The 17,093-nt window shown below is 57.8% G+C and carries 12 protein-coding genes; 5 read left to right on the top strand and 7 right to left on the bottom strand.

Annotated features, from left to right (window positions below):
- Nucleotides 1-31: 31 nt before the first annotated feature.
- From MESOP_RS21790 to MESOP_RS21765, 6 genes are all read right to left on the bottom strand, one after another.
- Nucleotides 32-991: an enoyl-CoA hydratase/isomerase family protein gene (locus MESOP_RS21790; RefSeq protein ID WP_013895508.1), complete on the bottom strand. Its 960-nt coding sequence runs from the start codon at nucleotides 989-991 to the stop codon at nucleotides 32-34.
- 293 nt (nucleotides 992-1,284) lie between these two features.
- Nucleotides 1,285-1,944, bottom strand: a complete 660-nt coding sequence (locus MESOP_RS21785; RefSeq protein ID WP_013895507.1) for a response regulator transcription factor — start codon at nucleotides 1,942-1,944, stop codon at nucleotides 1,285-1,287.
- A gap of 41 nt (nucleotides 1,945-1,985) precedes the next feature.
- A complete protein-coding gene (locus MESOP_RS21780) occupies nucleotides 1,986-2,360 on the bottom strand; it encodes a response regulator (RefSeq protein ID WP_013895506.1) in 375 nt (124 codons plus the stop codon).
- A complete protein-coding gene (locus MESOP_RS21775) occupies nucleotides 2,357-5,437 on the bottom strand; it encodes a PAS domain-containing protein (RefSeq protein ID WP_013895505.1) in 3,081 nt (1,026 codons plus the stop codon). Before MESOP_RS21775 ends, MESOP_RS21780 begins: the two co-directional genes overlap by 4 nt.
- A 1-nt stretch (nucleotide 5,438) precedes the next feature.
- On the bottom strand, nucleotides 5,439-6,095 hold the full coding sequence (locus tag MESOP_RS21770; RefSeq protein WP_031249958.1) for an MEDS domain-containing protein: 657 nt from the start codon (nucleotides 6,093-6,095) through the stop codon (nucleotides 5,439-5,441).
- 293 nt (nucleotides 6,096-6,388) lie between these two features.
- On the bottom strand, nucleotides 6,389-6,679 hold the full coding sequence (locus MESOP_RS21765) for a response regulator transcription factor (protein WP_342447485.1): 291 nt from the start codon (nucleotides 6,677-6,679) through the stop codon (nucleotides 6,389-6,391).
- Here MESOP_RS21765 and MESOP_RS35780 point away from each other — a divergent pair.
- The 3 genes from MESOP_RS35780 to MESOP_RS21755 all read left to right on the top strand — a co-directional run bounded on the left by MESOP_RS35780 (nucleotide 6,668) and on the right by MESOP_RS21755 (nucleotide 12,130).
- On the top strand, nucleotides 6,668-6,931 hold the full coding sequence (locus MESOP_RS35780) for a hypothetical protein (RefSeq protein WP_013895502.1): 264 nt from the start codon (nucleotides 6,668-6,670) through the stop codon (nucleotides 6,929-6,931). The genes MESOP_RS21765 and MESOP_RS35780 overlap by 12 nt on opposite strands.
- A gap of 610 nt (nucleotides 6,932-7,541) precedes the next feature.
- Nucleotides 7,542-11,051 (top strand): PAS domain-containing protein, encoded by a 3,510-nt coding sequence (locus MESOP_RS21760; RefSeq protein WP_167313570.1) that lies wholly within the window; start codon nucleotides 7,542-7,544, stop codon nucleotides 11,049-11,051.
- A 482-nt stretch (nucleotides 11,052-11,533) separates the two neighbouring features.
- The gene (locus MESOP_RS21755) at nucleotides 11,534-12,130 is read left to right on the top strand and encodes a redoxin domain-containing protein (protein ID WP_013895499.1); all 597 of its coding nucleotides are present in this window, start codon (nucleotides 11,534-11,536) and stop codon (nucleotides 12,128-12,130) included.
- 392 nt (nucleotides 12,131-12,522) lie between these two features.
- Here MESOP_RS21755 and MESOP_RS21750 read toward each other — a convergent pair whose 3' ends face one another.
- Complete coding sequence (locus MESOP_RS21750; RefSeq protein ID WP_013895498.1) at nucleotides 12,523-13,821, bottom strand: epoxide hydrolase family protein; 1,299 nt, start codon at nucleotides 13,819-13,821, stop codon at nucleotides 12,523-12,525.
- A 546-nt stretch (nucleotides 13,822-14,367) separates the two neighbouring features.
- Between MESOP_RS21750 and MESOP_RS21745 the strand changes: the two genes are divergently transcribed.
- On the top strand, nucleotides 14,368-15,912 hold the full coding sequence (locus tag MESOP_RS21745) for an FAD-dependent oxidoreductase (protein ID WP_013895497.1): 1,545 nt from the start codon (nucleotides 14,368-14,370) through the stop codon (nucleotides 15,910-15,912).
- A gap of 411 nt (nucleotides 15,913-16,323) precedes the next feature.
- Nucleotides 16,324-17,088: an alpha/beta fold hydrolase gene (locus MESOP_RS21740; RefSeq protein WP_041164919.1), complete on the top strand. Its 765-nt coding sequence runs from the start codon at nucleotides 16,324-16,326 to the stop codon at nucleotides 17,086-17,088.
- Nucleotides 17,089-17,093 lie beyond the last annotated feature (5 nt).

Raw genomic sequence — 17,093 nt, 5'->3', positions numbered from 1 at the left:
TTGCTCCGTCGATTCCCAGTCTCCGCAACCGCTACCGATACTTGGCTGTATATTCGTTGAGGTTTCTCTCGACGTTCCCGGGCCGCTGCAGTCCTTCCTCGACGAGCACCTTCAGACGCGCCTGGGCCGCAGGCCGTTGTACGGAAGTGATGAACGCGTCCCACCCCGGCTGCATCTCAGAATCCGGTGGCAGGCTAGCTTGGTTGATCAGAGTCTTGGCGTCGGCAATCGCCTGCCCGTCGAACGACGCAATTCGCGTCGCCAAGGCGTCGACAAAACTGTCCAATTGTGAATCGGGCAACGCCCGATTCACATAACCGTAGCGCTCGGCAAGTTCGCCATCAAAGCCCTCGGCACCGATCAACATCTCCATGGCGCGGCCGCGGCCGACCAGCCGAGGCAGCCGCGCCATAGGGCCGCCTCCAGGAACAAAGCCGGCGCCGACTTCAAACTGCGACACAACCGCTTTCTCTCGGCTTGCAAAACGCATATCCGCCGCGAGCGCAAGCTCGCTGCCTATGCCACTCGCCCGCCCCCGAATTGAAACAATCGTCGCAGCCTTCAGCCGGCTTATGCGTACCATGACGTCAGGCACGGGATGCATACCCGTTGGCCCGGGCTCCATGCCGGTGGAATCCTTAAGGGGACCTAGTAGGTCGTAGTGAGCGATGAAATAGCCCGGAACCGCGCTGTCAAACACCACGACCTTGACCCTCCCGTCGGCTTCGATCTGACCAACAATTTTTGCAAGCTCGCGGACTTCGGACGGGCCGACGATATTGAGTGGAGGATTGTTGAAAGTGACTTCCCAGTAGGCCTCGCTCTTGCGTGTCAGTCGGATCTTCTCCGTCGTTGTGCTCAGTGTCGCTGCAGGCGGTGCGCCAGCAGCACTGGGCAACTTTGATTCCTCTCCGAAAACATGCGCGGACCCTTGCAGGACGGCGACAACGGAAAACAACAATACCGACTTCTGAATCTTACAATACGTCATAGCCACTCTACCTCGCCAATGTTAAAACCCGCAACATCCGCCATGATCAAACAACGGCGCCATAGGCTGCGTTAAGTCATCCCGATACGTAAAAACCATCCGCCACGGCGTCTCATCGCCAGCCCTAAGTCCGATCTTCAATTAATATTTTAGTCTATCTTGCCCATCAAAATAGATGTACCAAGATCGCGCGCGCGACCATAGTACGATGGTATCGTCAATACCTTGGGATTGATGGGCTTCCCATTGCGCGATGTCGTTTGAATCGAGGCGCCAGGCGCGGTGAAAAGTCTCTACTGAGTGATGCCCAGTCGGGCCGCCATATGCACCAGCTGGGCCAGTGAGCGAGCCTGCATTTTGCGCATAGCTTGGCCACGATGCGCCTTGACTGTGATCTCGCTGATACCGAGCTCAAAGCCGATTTGTTTGTTCAATAGACCCGAGACAACCAGCGTCATAACCTCTTGTTCGCGTCGGCTAAGCGACGTATGGCGATCCTTGAGGGCCTGGAATTCAGAATCGAGAGCAAGCGCGCTCTTGCTTCTTTCAAGTGCCAGCTTGATCGCACTCAAAAGTTCCTCGTCGTCGAATGGTTTGGTCAAAAACTCGATAGCCCCAGCCTTCATCGCCTTGACTGTCATTGGTACGTCGCCGTAGCCGGTTATGAAGATGATGGGCATAGGGGTACGCTCGTTAGCCATCAGACTCTGCAGGTCGAGCCCACTCAGATCCGGCAGATTGACATCCAAGATGAGACAGCTCGAAACCAGGGCCATCTGGGGTCGATCGAGGAAATCTTTTGCTGAACCGAAGGTCTGCGGCCGCCAACCCGACGAGCAGATTAGCAACTCTAACGATTCGCGCACCGAAACGTCGTCGTCTACAATAAACACCACGGATGCTTCGTCCGACATTGCGACGCTGCCCAGTTCAGCTGCTCCACCCGTGTACATGGCAAATTATCCTTCTGGACCGGCATTAACAATCACCACCTTCAAGGCTTACAGACCGCCAGTTGGAGAGCCTCGTGAAGGGCCCTGTCGCTGAACGGCTTGAATAAACACTCGACCGCACCCTGTTCGATGAGACGAAGCCGCATGGCGCTGCTCCGCTGCGCGGTAATGTAGACGATCGGAATCTCTTGCCCGCGACGCGCTAGTTCCTCTTGCAGTTCGGGGCCTGTCATGACGGGCATGGTCACATCGAGAACCAGGCACTTGGTTTCATGGATGCTGTCAGACGCCAGAAACTCCGTTGCCGAAGCGAACGTGTCCACCCTGAAACCCAGCTCCTTGAGCAAATCTGGTAAGGACTCGCGCACCGATTTATCGTCGTCAACAACTGAGACCAGTGCACCCGCAGGCTTCATCTCGCTCCCACCGATCTTCGAACACCACCGACCGCGGACGCCGTACCAACACTCACATCCTGCACAGACGATCGCTCTCTGGAGTATTCGGGCACAGAAAACGTGAACGTCACTCCCGGGCCGTCATTTGCCGCCGCCCATAGACGCCCGCAGTGGCTCTCGATGATGGAACGGCTAACGGACAATCCCATCCCCATGCCTTCATTCTTGGTGGTGTAGAAAGGTTCAAAGAGCCGCTCCGCACTATCTGGGCCGAAACCCGTGCCGGAATCCCGTACAGATAAGCGCACATGATCATCTTCATCGGGCTCGGTCTTGATTATTAACTTCCTGGGGCGATCATCGACCCCGTTCATGGCGTCCACTGCGTTGCGCAGCAGATTCATGATCACCTGCTGAAGCTGGACACGATCTCCCGCAACGAGCGGCAGACCCTCCGCAAATTCAGGCTGAAGAACCACGCGACTGCTCTGAAGGTCACCCGACGACAAGGCGATCACCTCCCTTGCCGCCTCGTTCAAATCCACCGACTGAACGGTAGGAGCTCGCTTGCTGAAGAGAGCGCGCAATCGCGTTATTACATCTGAGGCTAGATTGCCGTCGCGTATGGTTCGCCGGGCGGTTTCGCGTGCGCCGTCAATGTTTGGAGGATCGGCTGCCAACATGCGGAGGCAGGTGCTGGCGTTGGTGATGATCCCCGACAACGGTTGACTGACTTCATGGGCAATCGAAGCGGTCAAGACTCCGAGGCTCGAAACCCTGGTTACATGTGCGAGTTCAGATCGGGCCCTGCCAAGTGCTTCTTCAGCCTGCCGCCGCTCCGTCACGTCCTGAACCGCGGTGAGGCATTCCATGCGGTCATCCTGATGACGAATGACCCTGCCAAACGTGCGTAGATATTTGACCCTGCTATCCGGCATCCGCAGCCGGATCTCATAGCCCAGATAACTCTGCCCGGCGCGAACCCGAGCCATCTGGGCAGACAGCGACTGGAGGTCATCCGCGTGGATTCGCTCACGCAGGCGCTCAAGCGTCACAGGGGAGTTCGGATCGAGTTCGAAGATATGATAGAGTTCCTCGGAAAAGGCGATCTCGTCAGTGTCCAGCCGCCAGGAGAACGCGCCGGTGGAACTTAAGCGTTGTGCTTCCGAAAGCAACGTTTCGCTCCGCCGGAGCGCTGCCTCTATAAGGGAACGTTCGATCGCAATGCTGGCGATCTGTGTGGCGTGCGCGATGAGATCCTGATGGTGCGGCGAAGGGCTCGCAGGCTTCCGTTGGACGATGCAAAAGGTTGCAAGCACCCGCCCCTCTCTGGAACAAATCGGCGTGCTCCACACTGACCTGTATCCGTGCTTCAGAACATGTAGCCGCACAGGCGACGTATACCAGCGGGGATCGGATTCCATGTCCACTGCGACCACCTGCGTTTTTTGATAAGCCGCTATGCCACATGGCAACAGATCGCCGTCGACCGGCATGCCGGCAATCGGCGCGATGTAGTCGGGAGACAAAGAAGGAGCCACGGCATATTCGAATGTCGAGCTGCTCCAATTTATCAGGTGGACGTCACAGAAGCAGTCGGGGGCAGCGTCTTCGACAAAAACGCACAACGCGCTGAGAACATCCCGAAGCAAACTGCCCGACGCGATCATCTCCAGCAAATGCTTTTCGCTGGCGACAAAAGCTTCCGCCCTTTTACGACCCTCAATATCGTGACTGATGCCGTACCATCGGATCACTTTTCCAGCTTTGTCGTGGACCGGCACGCGACGGGCAATGTGCCAGCGATACGTCCCGTCACTTGCACGCACGCGGTACTCATGCTCGAACGGTTCTCCGGACGCGACACATTCGTACCATTTGCGCTCTTCGAGTTCGATGTCATCTGGGTGGATCGTGCTTCTCCAGCCACCACCCGCCAAATCGTCGGTTGAGAGCCCTGTAAATTCACGTCCGCGCTCGTTGATGAAAATACGCGTGCCGTCGGCCGCGAAAGCCCCAATCAGGGCTGGAATGCCGTCGACCGTTCGTTGAAGCTCGCGTTCGGCTTCAATTGCTTTTTCCTCGGCGCGTTTACGTTCATCGATGTCGACGTTCACCCCATACCATTTCACGACGTCGCCGCGTTCATCCCGCGTCGGATTGGCGCGGAGCAGAAACCACCGATAACTCCCATCAGATCCACGCAACCGAGCTTCAGCCTCCCCTCCTTCACCCGAAGTCAAGAAGGTGTTCCACGCTGCGAGCAGACCTGTTACGTCGTCAGGATGGATCGCAGCCGTCCAGCCCCAACCTTGCCCCTGCTCCGCTGAAAGCCCCGCGTAGTCGAGGTAGTGCTGGCTCAGAAACTCGGTATACCCATCTGGGCGAGTCGCCCAAGCCAAGGCCGGAATTGTATTGATAATCAGCTTCAGATCGTGCTGACTTGCCGCCAGGGCTTCCTCGCTTCTGCGCAGTGCTTCTTCCGTCCGGCGCCTGTCCTCGACTTCCTGAGTCAACGTTTGATTGGCCGCGACAAGTTCACCTGTTCGTTCCGTAACACGCCCGTCAAGTTCCGAGGCCAGTCGCTTCTGTTCGCCTAGTTGACGGGCCCCCTGCAGGGCAACGACAGCCTGATTTGCGGCAACTTTCAAGAGAAGCCCGTCGGTCTGGTTCGGAAAGTCGGAGCTCTGCGACCCGGTGACCACGACACCGACCTCTCCTTGCAGGCCGAGCAACGCCAACCCAGCGAAGAACTCGACGCCTCCAATATGGATCTGCCCGCTCGGCGGCCATTTCGACGCGGCATCGCCAAACATCTGATAAAGGGCTCGCCCAATCTCCTCCGGCTTTACTTGGACGATCGAATGAGCGAACCGCGCGATCTCGATCGGCCATTCCGTGTCCGCGTCGAACAGACGCACATAAATAAAATCAACCGGCAACATGGCAACAAGCACGTCAAGCAAGGTCTCAACGATCTGAGGAGGACTTCCTCCGGCCCAAATGGCGGGTAGAGCAAGCAGGCTCACCAAATCGTTCATCGAGCGCTTAAGCCGTTGAATCTCTTCGCCAAGGGTGGCCAGCGCAGGTTCCATGCTAGCTCGTCGTCTTGTCGGGCGACACCTGACCCAGCCGCCGTTGACGGAGCTCGCGAAGGAAGTCCTCAGGCGGCATAAAGAATGGATTCTGTTGCAAGATGCCGCCAATGACGATCATCGGATGGGTCCGCATGATGTCAACGACCGTATCGCCACCAAATTTTGCCAAGTCGTACACGCAGATAACCGCGTCATCGTGACGGGACCATACGTCGTTTACCCGAGCTTCAAACTCCACCAGGTCGTCAATATGCGACCTCACCTCGGAGGCCCAATCCATGTGGCAGACAATGCGACTGAGGGGAAATCCACTCTCGGCATTCCCGCTGGCCAGCGTTTCAAACACCTCCAGCATCCGGTCTTGATCGAACCGACCGTCCCGGAGGTAGGCTTCGGTGTTGGTGCGAAATTCAAGCTGACCGCTTTGCTCCGCAGTTGTCGTGTCGATGCCCGCCATCCTTAGTCGGTGCAAATGCCTGCAGCGCTCGCCTGGATTAACAATGTGAATGATTTTGTCGCCGCATGCGAAACCATCCTGCATGAAGGGAAACAACACACGAAAGGCATCATCGTCGCCGTTGAAAAATGCACAGGCATGACGCATGTCCCCAAGTTGGGATCCCGCAAAAGGAATGGGATGTGGGGTCTTCCTCATGAAGCGTCGCCTAGCGGAACGTGCCTACCTCCGAACCATGAATGCACCCGGCCGACACGAACGTCTATTATGCGTTGGTGTCGATTTTGGATGGGCGAGATCGACACCCTTATCGAAAAAGAGGGCTCCATGCCGTTTGGCGTCAGCGAGGTTCGGGTGCCAGCGCGTTATGATGGAAGCGTCACTGCTTCAGGGCGGCCATCGTGGTCGGGAAGACTATCCGTGGACAAGACCGAAGGCCTGGGATCCGGGCTGGAGGCGGACCGGCTCATGAGCGACGTCCGCTCGGGCGGTCAGCGCATTACAGCGTTGATCGCATCGAGTAGTGCAGTGTCCGTGAATGGCTTCAGCAGGCATTCGATTGTCCCGCTTTGGCGCAGACGACGGCAAAATTGCTCATCTCCATGGGCCGTTATAAAAACAATTGGTATCTGTCGGCCTTGTTGCGTCAGCTCGCGTTGGAGCTCGATCCCCGACATCCCTGGCATTGCGATGTCAAGGACCAAGCACTTGGTGTGATCGACTAGTCTCGAGGCCAGGAACTCTTCCGCGGAGGAGAACGCTTCGGCTCCGTGACCAAACATGCCAATGAGGTCAGGAAGCGCCTCGCGCACGGACTCATCATCATCGACAACAGCGATAATTGCGCGTTCCATCATCATACGCTTCCGATATTCTCCGCCAAACTCGGCGGCATGCCCCTAAAGCTGTTCGACGAAATTCTCACACTGCGCGAAAGAAACGCAAGCCACAAAGAAGAGGCAGAGTGCGTCAAGGCAAAACGCCCCGCCGCCGGCACGCTGATGCTGACTGCGACCGCCGCGCCAGCTTGGTAAGCCGAACGTACCCAGGACCGCTCCGGCAGAAAATGCGCACAATCGGGCCCGCGTCTGGTAAAAATGATTTTGAGAAATAGTGCGGCAACCTGATCGAGTTCGGTATGTAGGCCGCATAGCATGGCCATATTGTTTGCATCTTTGAGGCGGAGTGGAAGCTCTCTGTACTCAGCCAAGAGAGCGCCGGATGTCATCATTATCTCGCAGTTCGCTTAGAGCGCTCATTCATAGCCAGTATCGCCTGCAATGACGTCCTCACCACAGGTTAGGGTGCCCCTGCTTAGCCAGAGAATCCATAGCACTTTGGTATCGACCGGGATCTTTCCATGTTGCTGAGTGCTATTGGTTGGTGAGCCGACACCAAGGCATAATGGACCAGCGCACCGAGTGGGTGCAAACTCGCTCGCGCGTATGTGCCAGCATCTTGGGAGGGCGGGTACATGATACGACGGGGCACCGACACAAACGTCGCCGGCAGGGGTTTTTTCGGAGATCACAGTTTAACATGGGACGTCAACGCGAGGGCGCTAGCGCGGAAACTGAGCGTCTGTATCGGTGCATGAATAACCTAGCCAGGTTGGTTGAGGTTCCCATCTTGTTAAGCGGCGACATGGCTTCCGAAGTCGTTTGCAAATTGCTCGATACGCTCGTCGATATGCTGAGGCTCGATTTTGCTTACATTCGACTGAACCAATCGTCGTACGAGGAACCCGTCGAAGTGGCCCGTGCAGGCCAGCAATTTGCCGTCTCACCCGAAGCGATCATCCGTGAGTTTCACGGACTAAACGAGGTTGATCTGGCTGACTGGCCATTGCTGAACAGCTTTCAAGGAGACGTTCCTATATCGGTCGCGGCCTTGCGGCTGGGGATACTCGCCGACATCGGAGTTTTGTTCACAGGGTCAAGAAGGGTCGATTTTCCACTGCAGACCGACAGCCTTGTTCTGAACGTAGCCGCAAACCAAGCGGGCGTGAGGTTACAGGAGCTGAAACTGTCGAGTGACAGGAGACGTCTGGCCAAGGAATCCTATGAGATCGCGGCTGAAGAGCCATCTGAAGTGGCCGTCCGCGAAAATGAAGACGACGCCAAACTGATAGCGGACAGCATTCCGGCCGGAATTGCTGTTTTGACGCCGACCGGCGAGATCGAAGCCGTAAACAGCTATATCGCTGGATACTTCGGCAAACCTAAGGATGAACTAAAGGGATGGGGAACAGCGGAGACGGTTCACCCCGCGGATATTCAGCGCGTCGTCGAATCTTTCAGATATTCGATAAAGGCGGGGATGCCTTATGAAGTCGAGGCGCGACTTCTCGGCGCCGACAACAAGTACCGTTGGTTTCAGATTAGAGGGCTTCCACTCGAGGATCGAAATGGGCGCATCATGCGCTGGTACTCCCTGCACATTGATATCGACGAGAGGAAGCAAGCCGAAGAGGCACTGCGGGAGAGCGAGGTCAATCTCCGAAAGATCATCAATACGATCCCCACATCCGCATGGTCTACCCTGCCGGACGGGTATTGCGACTTCCTCAACGACCGCTGGCTCGACTATGCGGGGTTCACATCCGACCAGGCCGTGGGATGGGCTTGGGCGGCCGCAATTCATCCGGATGACGCCAGTGGTCTGGCCGAGTATTGGCAATCGTGCCTCGCATCCGGCACACCAGTCTCGACGGAAGCCCGCATTCGTCGATTCGATGGAGAGTATCGATGGTTCCTGTTTCTCGCTAATCCGTTGCGAGATGAGGCTGGTACCATAATCAGATGGTACGGGACGAATGTGGACATAGAAGATCGCAAACGCGCAGACCAGGCGCTGCGGGACAGCGAAGTCAATCTCCGCAAGATCATCAATACGATTCCGACATCCGCATGGTCTACCCTGCCGGACGGGTATTGCGACTTCCTCAATGACCGCTGGCTCGACTATGCGGGATTCACAGAAGACCAGGCGGTGGGATGGGCCTGGGCGGCCGCGATTCATCCAGACGACGCCAGTGGTCTGGCTGAGTATTGGCAATCGTGCCTCGCATCCGGCACACCAGTCTCGACGGAAGCCCGCATTCGTCGATACGATGGAGAGTACCGATGGTTCCTGTTTCTCGCCAACCCGTTGCGAGATGAGGCGGGTACCATAATCAGATGGTACGGGACGAATGTCGACATAGAGGACCGCAAACGAGCGGACCAGGCACTGCGCGAGAGTGAGCGCAACCTGAGACAGATTATCAACACGATTCCGACAGCTATATGGTCTACCCGTCCGGACGGCTACTGCGACTTCCTTCACGATCGCTGGCTTGACTTCACCGGTCTCTCGATGGAGCAGGCGGAGGGATGGGGCTGGCGGGTTGCAATCCATCCAGATGACTTTGACGAGCTTGTGCGATTTTGGAAGGCATCCCTCGCATCAGGCAGTCCAGGTGAAACCGAAGCGCGCATGCGCCGTTTCGATGGCGAGTATCGGTGGTTCCTCTTTCTCGGCGACACTTTGCGCGACGAAGCCGGAAACATCGTCAGGTGGTATGGGACGAACGTTGAGATTGACGATCGAAAACGCGCGGAGCAAGCGCTGGTTGAGAGCGAGCGCCAGTCACGGCTTATCGTCAATACGATTCCGGGTCTCGTGGCTATTTTTGACGAAGATGGCGAACCGGAAAGTCTCAACGAGCAATTTCTCGAGTATCTTGGCCAGACCCTGGAAGAATTCGCGCACTGGGCGACCAACGGCACGGTCCATCCGGATGATCTCAGCCGCCACATTGACGCTCTAACGCAGTCGCTCGGGACTGGTCGGGGGATTGACTTTGAAACCCGGCTTCGACGTTTCGACGGCACCTATCGCTGGTTCCAGCTCCGAGGCCAGCCACTTCGAGCCAGCAATGGATGCATCGTCCGGTGGTATGTGCTGATGACCGACATCGACGATCGTAAACGCGCCGAAGAAGAGCTCCGGCGCAGCGAGGCGTTTCTAGCCGAGGGTCAGAATCTTGCACGAATGGGGAGTTTCTCCTGGGATGTCTCGAAAGCGGAGATGGTGTGGTCGGAGCAGCTCTATCGTATCTTTGATCTGCAGCCGGGCCTTCATGTGACTTTCCAGCTGATCGCGAGCCGCTTCCATCCCGAGGACATGCCAATGCTAGGCGATATGGTTGAACGGGCAGAGCGCGGTGAGAATGACCTGGAATACCGGCACCGGATCATCACGTCCGACCGGTCTATCAAACACCTGCACCTCATTGCACATGGCGTGCGAAACTCGATTGGCGCGATGGAGTATATTGGCGCGGTCCTCGACATCACACAACGTAGGCTCTCTGAAGAGGCGCTTGAGAAGGTGCGAACAGAGCTTGGATTGGCTATGCGGATCATGAGCCTGGGCGCCCTGACCGCATCTATTGCACACGAGGTCAACCAGCCACTGGCTGGCATCATTACGAATGCCGGAACCTGTCTGCGGATGCTGGCCGACGACCCACCAAACATAAATGGCGCTCGCGAAACGGCACGCCGGACCATCCGCGACGGCAATCGTGCGGCCGACGTGATAACGCGACTGCGAGCGCTCTTTAGCAAGCGAGCGGCCGTCATGGAACCCGTGGATCTGAATGAGGCGATCCGCGAAGTGATTGCGTTGTCCTTGGGAGAACTTCAGCGAAACAGCATATCACTTATTACTAAACTTGCCACCGGACTCCCAATGGCGGCCGGCGATCGTGTCCAACTTCAACAGGTCATCATGAACCTGCTGCGCAACGCGATAGACGCCGTGATGACCGTCAGTGATCGCCCGAGGCGGGTGGTCATCGCGACCGAGCTTGGCGAAGACGGCAACATCCGGCTTTCCGTAGAAGATGCCGGTATTGGCTTCGGCGCTCAGGACATGGAGCAAATTTTTGAAGCCTTTTACACCACCAAAGCCGACGGCATGGGCATAGGGCTTTCGGTTAGTCGTTCAATCATCGAGAACCATCGCGGCCGCATTTGGGCAGAGGCGAATGATGGCTCAGGCGTAACCGTTTGCTTTTCAATTCCCGAATTCCTGGAGGATCGGACATCCCAAGTTGATGGACGCGTGCCGACGCCAGGCGGCGCCGGCATGCAGAGGGGATTTTAGACCAGTTGGGACCGTCCCGATCTGGCGATAAGATCGGCCTGCGAGAGGAACTACCCCTCGCCGGCAATGCCGATGACCATACGATCTGAGCATCACCCTCCAAGGCCGTCACGACCTGTCCGAATTCCCAACGACTTCCGGCTCCATTACATTCAGAGCGGGCTGTGAAAAGTCGCTCCCTAACACGACGGTGAGAATGGAGAGAGGCGAATCTGCGGCGTCTTCGCATCCATCTAAAGGCCTCTGCGCTGACGCGGTGACAAGGTGTGGATTTTGTGGCTGATCGCGGGCGGCCACCATTGGAGGATCGTATTGCTAAGACCATATTTCGTACCAGAAGCTTCCATGTTACGATCACCACCTCATTCAATGGTATCGGCAACACTAACGTATAAATAGATTTGATCCCGCTCCCGCTTTGTAATCTCCTTTGTCTACAAGTTTGGTGACTCGAGTTTTGCGACTTGTCAGCGAGGATGAACATGCGGTCCAATGTCGTACCTGGCTCTATTTTCCCGGACTATGAGCTTTCGGATCACACCGCTGCACGGCGCAGGCTTTCCGAGTTGCAGGGAAGCGACCCTCTGGTCCTTGTCCTCGGCAGGGGTGGCTATTGCCCCAGGGATCGCCGGCAGGCGGAAGGGCTGGTCCAGCTGCATCGTGAAATGGAAGTGGGTTACTGCCGGCTTGTAACCATCACGACGGACAATCTTCTGGAGACGAACGAATATCGTTCCGGCGTAGGCGCCCATTGGTCTTTTCTCTCGGACCCGCGGCGCGTTGTACAGCAGGACCTCGATATTGCCGAGTACACGGATCCCGCGCACAACCCCATGATCCCTCACGTTATCGTCATGGAACCGGGGCTGATCGTTTACAAGATCTACAACGGGTATTGGTTCTTCGGGCGACCCACCGTGGAAGAACTGCGACAGGACATGCGTGCGGTTACGATGAAATGCCGGCCGGATTGGGATATCACCACGCCGGACCTCAGGAACGCGTGGCAGGCGGGTCGTAAGGAGCTCTTCTACCCCTACGGAAAGACTCGCGCTCAAACGCTTCGCGAACAGGAATGACTGGAAGATCACCCGCACGTATGTCGGGTGCATGTCAGCCGTTCAATCGCTTGTTCCGCCCGCCGCGACTGCGCTTGCGATCCGACGAGTGATGGATTGCTCCTAAACTTCCCAGCCGGGCCACCGATGCACGACAACGTGGATCAGCTCGGCGAAACTCAGCCCCCGCTTTACGACCCGTGATGCCAGGGTGCAGGGAGGTAGCTCATCATCCATGCAAGTCGTCGGCTGGCGATTGGCGTCGCTTGATCGGAGAGTGGACCAAGACCAGCCAGCAACGGCGAGCATACACACGTAAGGAGGCGCCGTGCTCGCCCCACCAAAGTGGAACGGCCACGGCGCCAAACGGCCCTGAAATTGGAGGACCGGAGCAGTTTTCTACACGGGCAGGATCAGGCGCTACGCAACGACCCGAACGCGGCCCGAAGCTCATTGGCGAAAACCTGCGGCTGTTCCCAAGCTGCGAAGTGACCACCTTTCGGGAGACGATTGTAGTAGATCAGCTTGGGATATGCCTTCTCGGTCCAACTCCGCGGCGCCGTGTAGATCTCGTCCGGAAACGCACTCACTGCGGTGGGGAGAGGCACGCCTTTTGGCGCGAAGAAGGCCAGCTTGCTTTCCCAGTAGAGGCGCGCCGATGAGACCGCGGTATTGGTCAGCCAGTAGAGCGCGATGTTGTCGACGACGTCTTCCTTGGACAGACCTTCGGACTTTCCGTCGAAGACGCGAGCGATCAGGTCGTAGCTGCGTGCATCGTGGTCGAGCATCCAGGCTGCCAGCCCAATAGGTGAATCGGCCAGGGCGTACAGCGTCTGCGGTCGGTTCGCCATCTCTTGCGCGTAGGCCAACCCATGCTTCCAAAAGAAGTCGAGTTGATCCCAAGCATAGCGTTCGTCGGCGGCCAGATCAGAGGGCGCAGGGCCGCCCGCTGCGAGCGCGCTCGACACTTGATCCGGCAACGTGGCTGGCATGTTCGTGTGGATCCCGACAAGACCAGACGGCATCTGGAGGGCCATCTGCTCGGTAACGGCATTCCCCCAATCGCCACCCTGCGCTACATACCGCGTGTACCCGAGGCGGATCATCAGCTCGCCCCAGGCCCGCGCGATCCGGATCGGATCCCAGCCAGGCGCCGTCGGCTTTCCTGAAAACCCATGCCCCGGGAGCGAGGGGATCACCAGGTCGAAGGCGTCGGCAGCACTACCCCCATGGGCCGTCGGATCTGTCAGAGGACCGATGATCTTCAACTGCTCAATAATGGAGCCGGGCCATCCATGGGTAACGATGATCGGCAGCGCGTTCGCATGCTTCGAGCGAATGTGGATGAAGTGGATATCAAGCCCATCAATCTCAGTAACGAACTGCGGCAAACCGTTCAGATAAGTCTCGCATTTGCGCCAATCATATTCGGTCTCCCAGTAATGCGCGAGAGCCCGCATTGTCGCGAGCCGAACGCCCTGACTGGTATCTTTCACCGTCTCGCGCTCGGGCCAACGCGTGGCTTTGAGACGGTGCTTGAGGTCGACGAGATCCGCGTCTGCAACTTGGACGCGGAATGGACGAATGGCAGCAGTTCCGCCACTCGTCGAAATCGCTCCGGCGACACCCGGCGAGGTAACTATTGCAATAGCCCCTGCGGCGGATGCCGCGAGAACTTCCCGACGGGTGGACATTGAAGATAATGATGACATCTGTACCTCCTCATAACCTGACCAAAGCTGCTCGCGTCGAGACAGCATCAGCCCATGAGGCCAGTAAGTACCGGTAGGCTCTATTGAACGTTGGTATCGCCGATACGTTGGTATGCTCCGGCGTCAAGCGGATCTCTCGGCAAGCCGAGGATCCGCCACGCTGATGCGGAGGCGCTCGCGGCAGGACAGCGCCAATGGCGGCGTACCCACGTCGTCGCCGGAACAAAGGTATCGGCGATACCTGGGTCCAATGGATTTTGCGGGGCAGCGCGGGTCTGATAGCCGCGAAATGATAATTCGGCGGTGACGTCGATTTTCCGAAATGGATTTATGTTGAGTAAAGAAATCAAAGCAGCGGCGCTGACTCGTTCCTGCCGGGCCGCTGGGCATGGACCGGCGGTCCAATGACCGCCGTAAAATCCGCAGTATGTTGGCCGGGACGGAGAAACAGGCGAGCCTGACTGTCCGCTCCGCCCGCCTGGCCAAGGGTTGGAGGCAGGCGATGTCGGAGACGATTTCAATATTGCATCGGCAAGGGAGAAGAAGATGGCTGAAGATCATATCAAACCGAATGGACCGGATCTGGCCAACGGCATCGCCTTATCCGACCTTCCCGACGGCGGAAATCTCGTCGGCCATTCTGACGGTGAACGGGTGTTGTTGGTACGCCGTGGGACTGAGGTCTTCGCCGTCGGGGCGAAATGCACCCACTACGGCGGGCCACTCGTTGATGGTCTGGTGGTTGAGAACACGGTTCGGTGCCCTTGGCATCACGCCTGTTTCGACTTGCGCACGGGCGAAGCCTTGCGCGCGCCTGCCTTCAATCCACTCACTTGCTGGTCGGTGGAGCTGCGCGATGATCGGATATTCGTAAGAGAGAAACAAAAACGGACGACACCGAAGCAGCGCGCAGGAGGCTCCGGCCAGGCTCCCGGGAAGATCGTCATTGTCGGCGGGGGCGCGGCCGGTTTTGCAGCAGCCGAAAAACTGCGACGCGAACACTACCAAGGCAGTATCGTCATGCTAAGCAACGACGACGCGCCGCCGGTTGATCGGCCTAATCTTTCCAAGGACTATCTGGCTGGCAAAGCGCCGGAAGATTGGGTTCCGCTTCGCGACGAAAGCTTTTACGCAAAGAACGATATCGACCTGCGTCTCAATGCGGAAGTCGCCAGCATCGATGCACGCTCTCGCGAGGTTGTACTCGCGGACGGGACCCGGACACCTTACGACAGGCTACTGCTTGCGACCGGAGCCGAGCCGGTTCACCTGGGCATAGCCGGCGCAGACCAGCCACACGTTCACACGCTCCGGTCGTTCGCAGATTGCAAGGCCATCATCGAGCACGCATCGAGCGCGCGCCGCGCTGTCGTGCTCGGCGCCAGTTTCATTGGCCTGGAAGTTGCCTCGGCCCTGCGCTCGCGCGGTATCGAAATTCATGTCGTGGCGCCGGATAAACGCCCCATGGAACGAATTCTTGGTTCGCAAATGGGCGACTTCATCCGCGCCCTCCACGAGGAGAATGGTGTCGTATTCCATCTCGAGGACACCGCGATCAGCATCGATGGCAAGAAGCTGAAACTCAACAGCGGAAATACGCTTGAGGCGGATTTCGTCGTCGCGGGCATCGGCGTGCGACCCCGGATCGGGCTCGCCGAAAAGGCCGGGCTCAACATCGATCGCGGTGTCGCAGTAAATGCTTTTCTGGAGACGAGCGCACCTGGGATCTTCGCGGCAGGCGACATTGCGCGGTGGCCAGATCCGCATAGTGGCGAGAATATTCGTGTCGAGCATTGGGTGGTGGCAGAGAGACAAGGGCAAACTGCAGCACTCAATATGCTCGGCCATCGCGAGAAATTCCTCGCAGTGCCGTTCTTTTGGAGTCAGCATTACGACGTCCCGATCAACTACGTAGGTCACGCCGAGCGATGGGACGAGATCGTAGTTGATGGAGACATTGGCGCAAAAGACTGCCTGCTGCGCTTCAAGCGCGCAGGCCGTACGGTGGCCGTTGCATCGATCTTCCGCGACATCGAGAGCCTCGAAGCTGAGGCGGCAATGGAGCGGCAATTGAGTGTTGAAAGGCCGTAGGGGTTTCGGGACGACCCACAGCGCTTTCAGTGCGCGAAGAATCGCCACAGAGATGAGGCGGCGAGCGTTGCCGTCCAAAATCCTAAACGAGAGAAGTCTCCTCGAACGCCGCAGCGCATTTTCGCCATTGGGTAGGAGAGATTTCTCGGACGCTGGCTAGCTCGGGGTCTTCACATCTCCTTAAGACCGCAGTCGGCAGTGGCACTGAAATTCAAGCCAGGTTCACGTGTTTCAATGTTGAGAACCAGGCACGGCAAAAGGGCTGCTACGCGAGTCCGATCCTGCCATCCAACTGAGCACACCAACACCAAGGTATCGGCGACACTTTGGTGCGATAGATTTGGCGCCGCTCAGCGGTTCTGATGGTGAGACATTTATCAGAAAGGTTGGGTCATGTGCAGCTTCGTCAATATTGGTGCGATCGTTGGGGCATTTAGTCTGGCCGGCGCCACTGCCGCCCTCGCCGGCGAGCCGAAGCCCACCATCGTCTTGGTCCACGGCGCATTCGCGGAGTCCGCCAGCTGGAACGGCGTGATCGCGGATCTGACGCAAGATGGATTCACAGTGATCGCGGCGGCCAATCCTTTGCGAAGCGTCTCTGGAGACGCGGCTCATGTCGCAAGCGTCGTTGGTTCGGTAAAGGGACCGGTCATTCTTGTGGGCCACTCTTACGCTGGGACGGTGATCTCCGATATGGCGGGCCAGTTACCCAACGTGAAGGCACTCGTCTATGTTGCTGCCTTTGAGCCCGACGTTGGTGAGAGCAGTCTCGAGCTGACTGACAAATTTCCGGGAAGCACGCTCGGGCCCACCCTTGCGCCCCCAGTCAATCTGGCAAACGGTGAGCAGGATTTGTACATCCAGCAGGACAAATTCCATGCGCAGTTCGCTGCCGACCTCCCGGAGGTGGACGCGCGGCTGATGGCTGCGGCGCAACGACCGGTGAATCAGGCCGCCCTGGCCGACCGCGCAGTTCGTGCGGCGTGGAAGACCGTGCCGTCCTGGTCGATTTACGGGGCTGCAGACCGCAACATTCCGCCGGTCGCGATGGCTTTCATGGCTGGCCGTGCCCATGCGCGGAAAACAGTGGTCGTCCCAGGCGCTTCCCATTTGGTTATGGTCTCCCACGCTCGGGAAGTGGCTGCTCTGATCGAGGATGCGGCGAACGCAAAATGATAACG

Source organism: Mesorhizobium opportunistum WSM2075 (genome assembly GCF_000176035.2).
Lineage (GTDB): Bacteria > Pseudomonadota > Alphaproteobacteria > Rhizobiales > Rhizobiaceae > Mesorhizobium > Mesorhizobium opportunistum.
The sequence above is the reverse complement of the archived record's forward strand: the minus strand, read 5'-3'. Positions and strand labels throughout refer to the sequence as shown.

Bases quoted from the DNA above. Each gene is read 5' to 3' on its own strand.
- MESOP_RS21790 (WP_013895508.1), bottom strand. From the start codon at position 991: ATGACGTATTGTAAGATTCAGAAGTCGGTATTGTTGTTTTCCGTTGTC.
- MESOP_RS21785 (WP_013895507.1), bottom strand. From the start codon at position 1,944: ATGTACACGGGTGGAGCAGCTGAACTGGGCAGCGTCGCAATGTCGGAC.
- MESOP_RS21780 (WP_013895506.1), bottom strand. From the start codon at position 2,360: ATGAAGCCTGCGGGTGCACTGGTCTCAGTTGTTGACGACGATAAATCG.
- MESOP_RS21775 (WP_013895505.1), bottom strand. From the start codon at position 5,437: ATGGAACCTGCGCTGGCCACCCTTGGCGAAGAGATTCAACGGCTTAAG.
- MESOP_RS21770 (WP_031249958.1), bottom strand. From the start codon at position 6,095: ATGAGGAAGACCCCACATCCCATTCCTTTTGCGGGATCCCAACTTGGG.
- MESOP_RS21765 (WP_342447485.1), bottom strand. From the start codon at position 6,679: ATGTTTGGTCACGGAGCCGAAGCGTTCTCCTCCGCGGAAGAGTTCCTG.
- MESOP_RS21760 (WP_167313570.1), top strand. From the start codon at position 7,542: ATGGCTTCCGAAGTCGTTTGCAAATTGCTCGATACGCTCGTCGATATG.
- MESOP_RS21755 (WP_013895499.1), top strand. From the start codon at position 11,534: ATGCGGTCCAATGTCGTACCTGGCTCTATTTTCCCGGACTATGAGCTT.
- MESOP_RS21750 (WP_013895498.1), bottom strand. From the start codon at position 13,821: ATGTCATCATTATCTTCAATGTCCACCCGTCGGGAAGTTCTCGCGGCA.
- MESOP_RS21745 (WP_013895497.1), top strand. From the start codon at position 14,368: ATGGCTGAAGATCATATCAAACCGAATGGACCGGATCTGGCCAACGGC.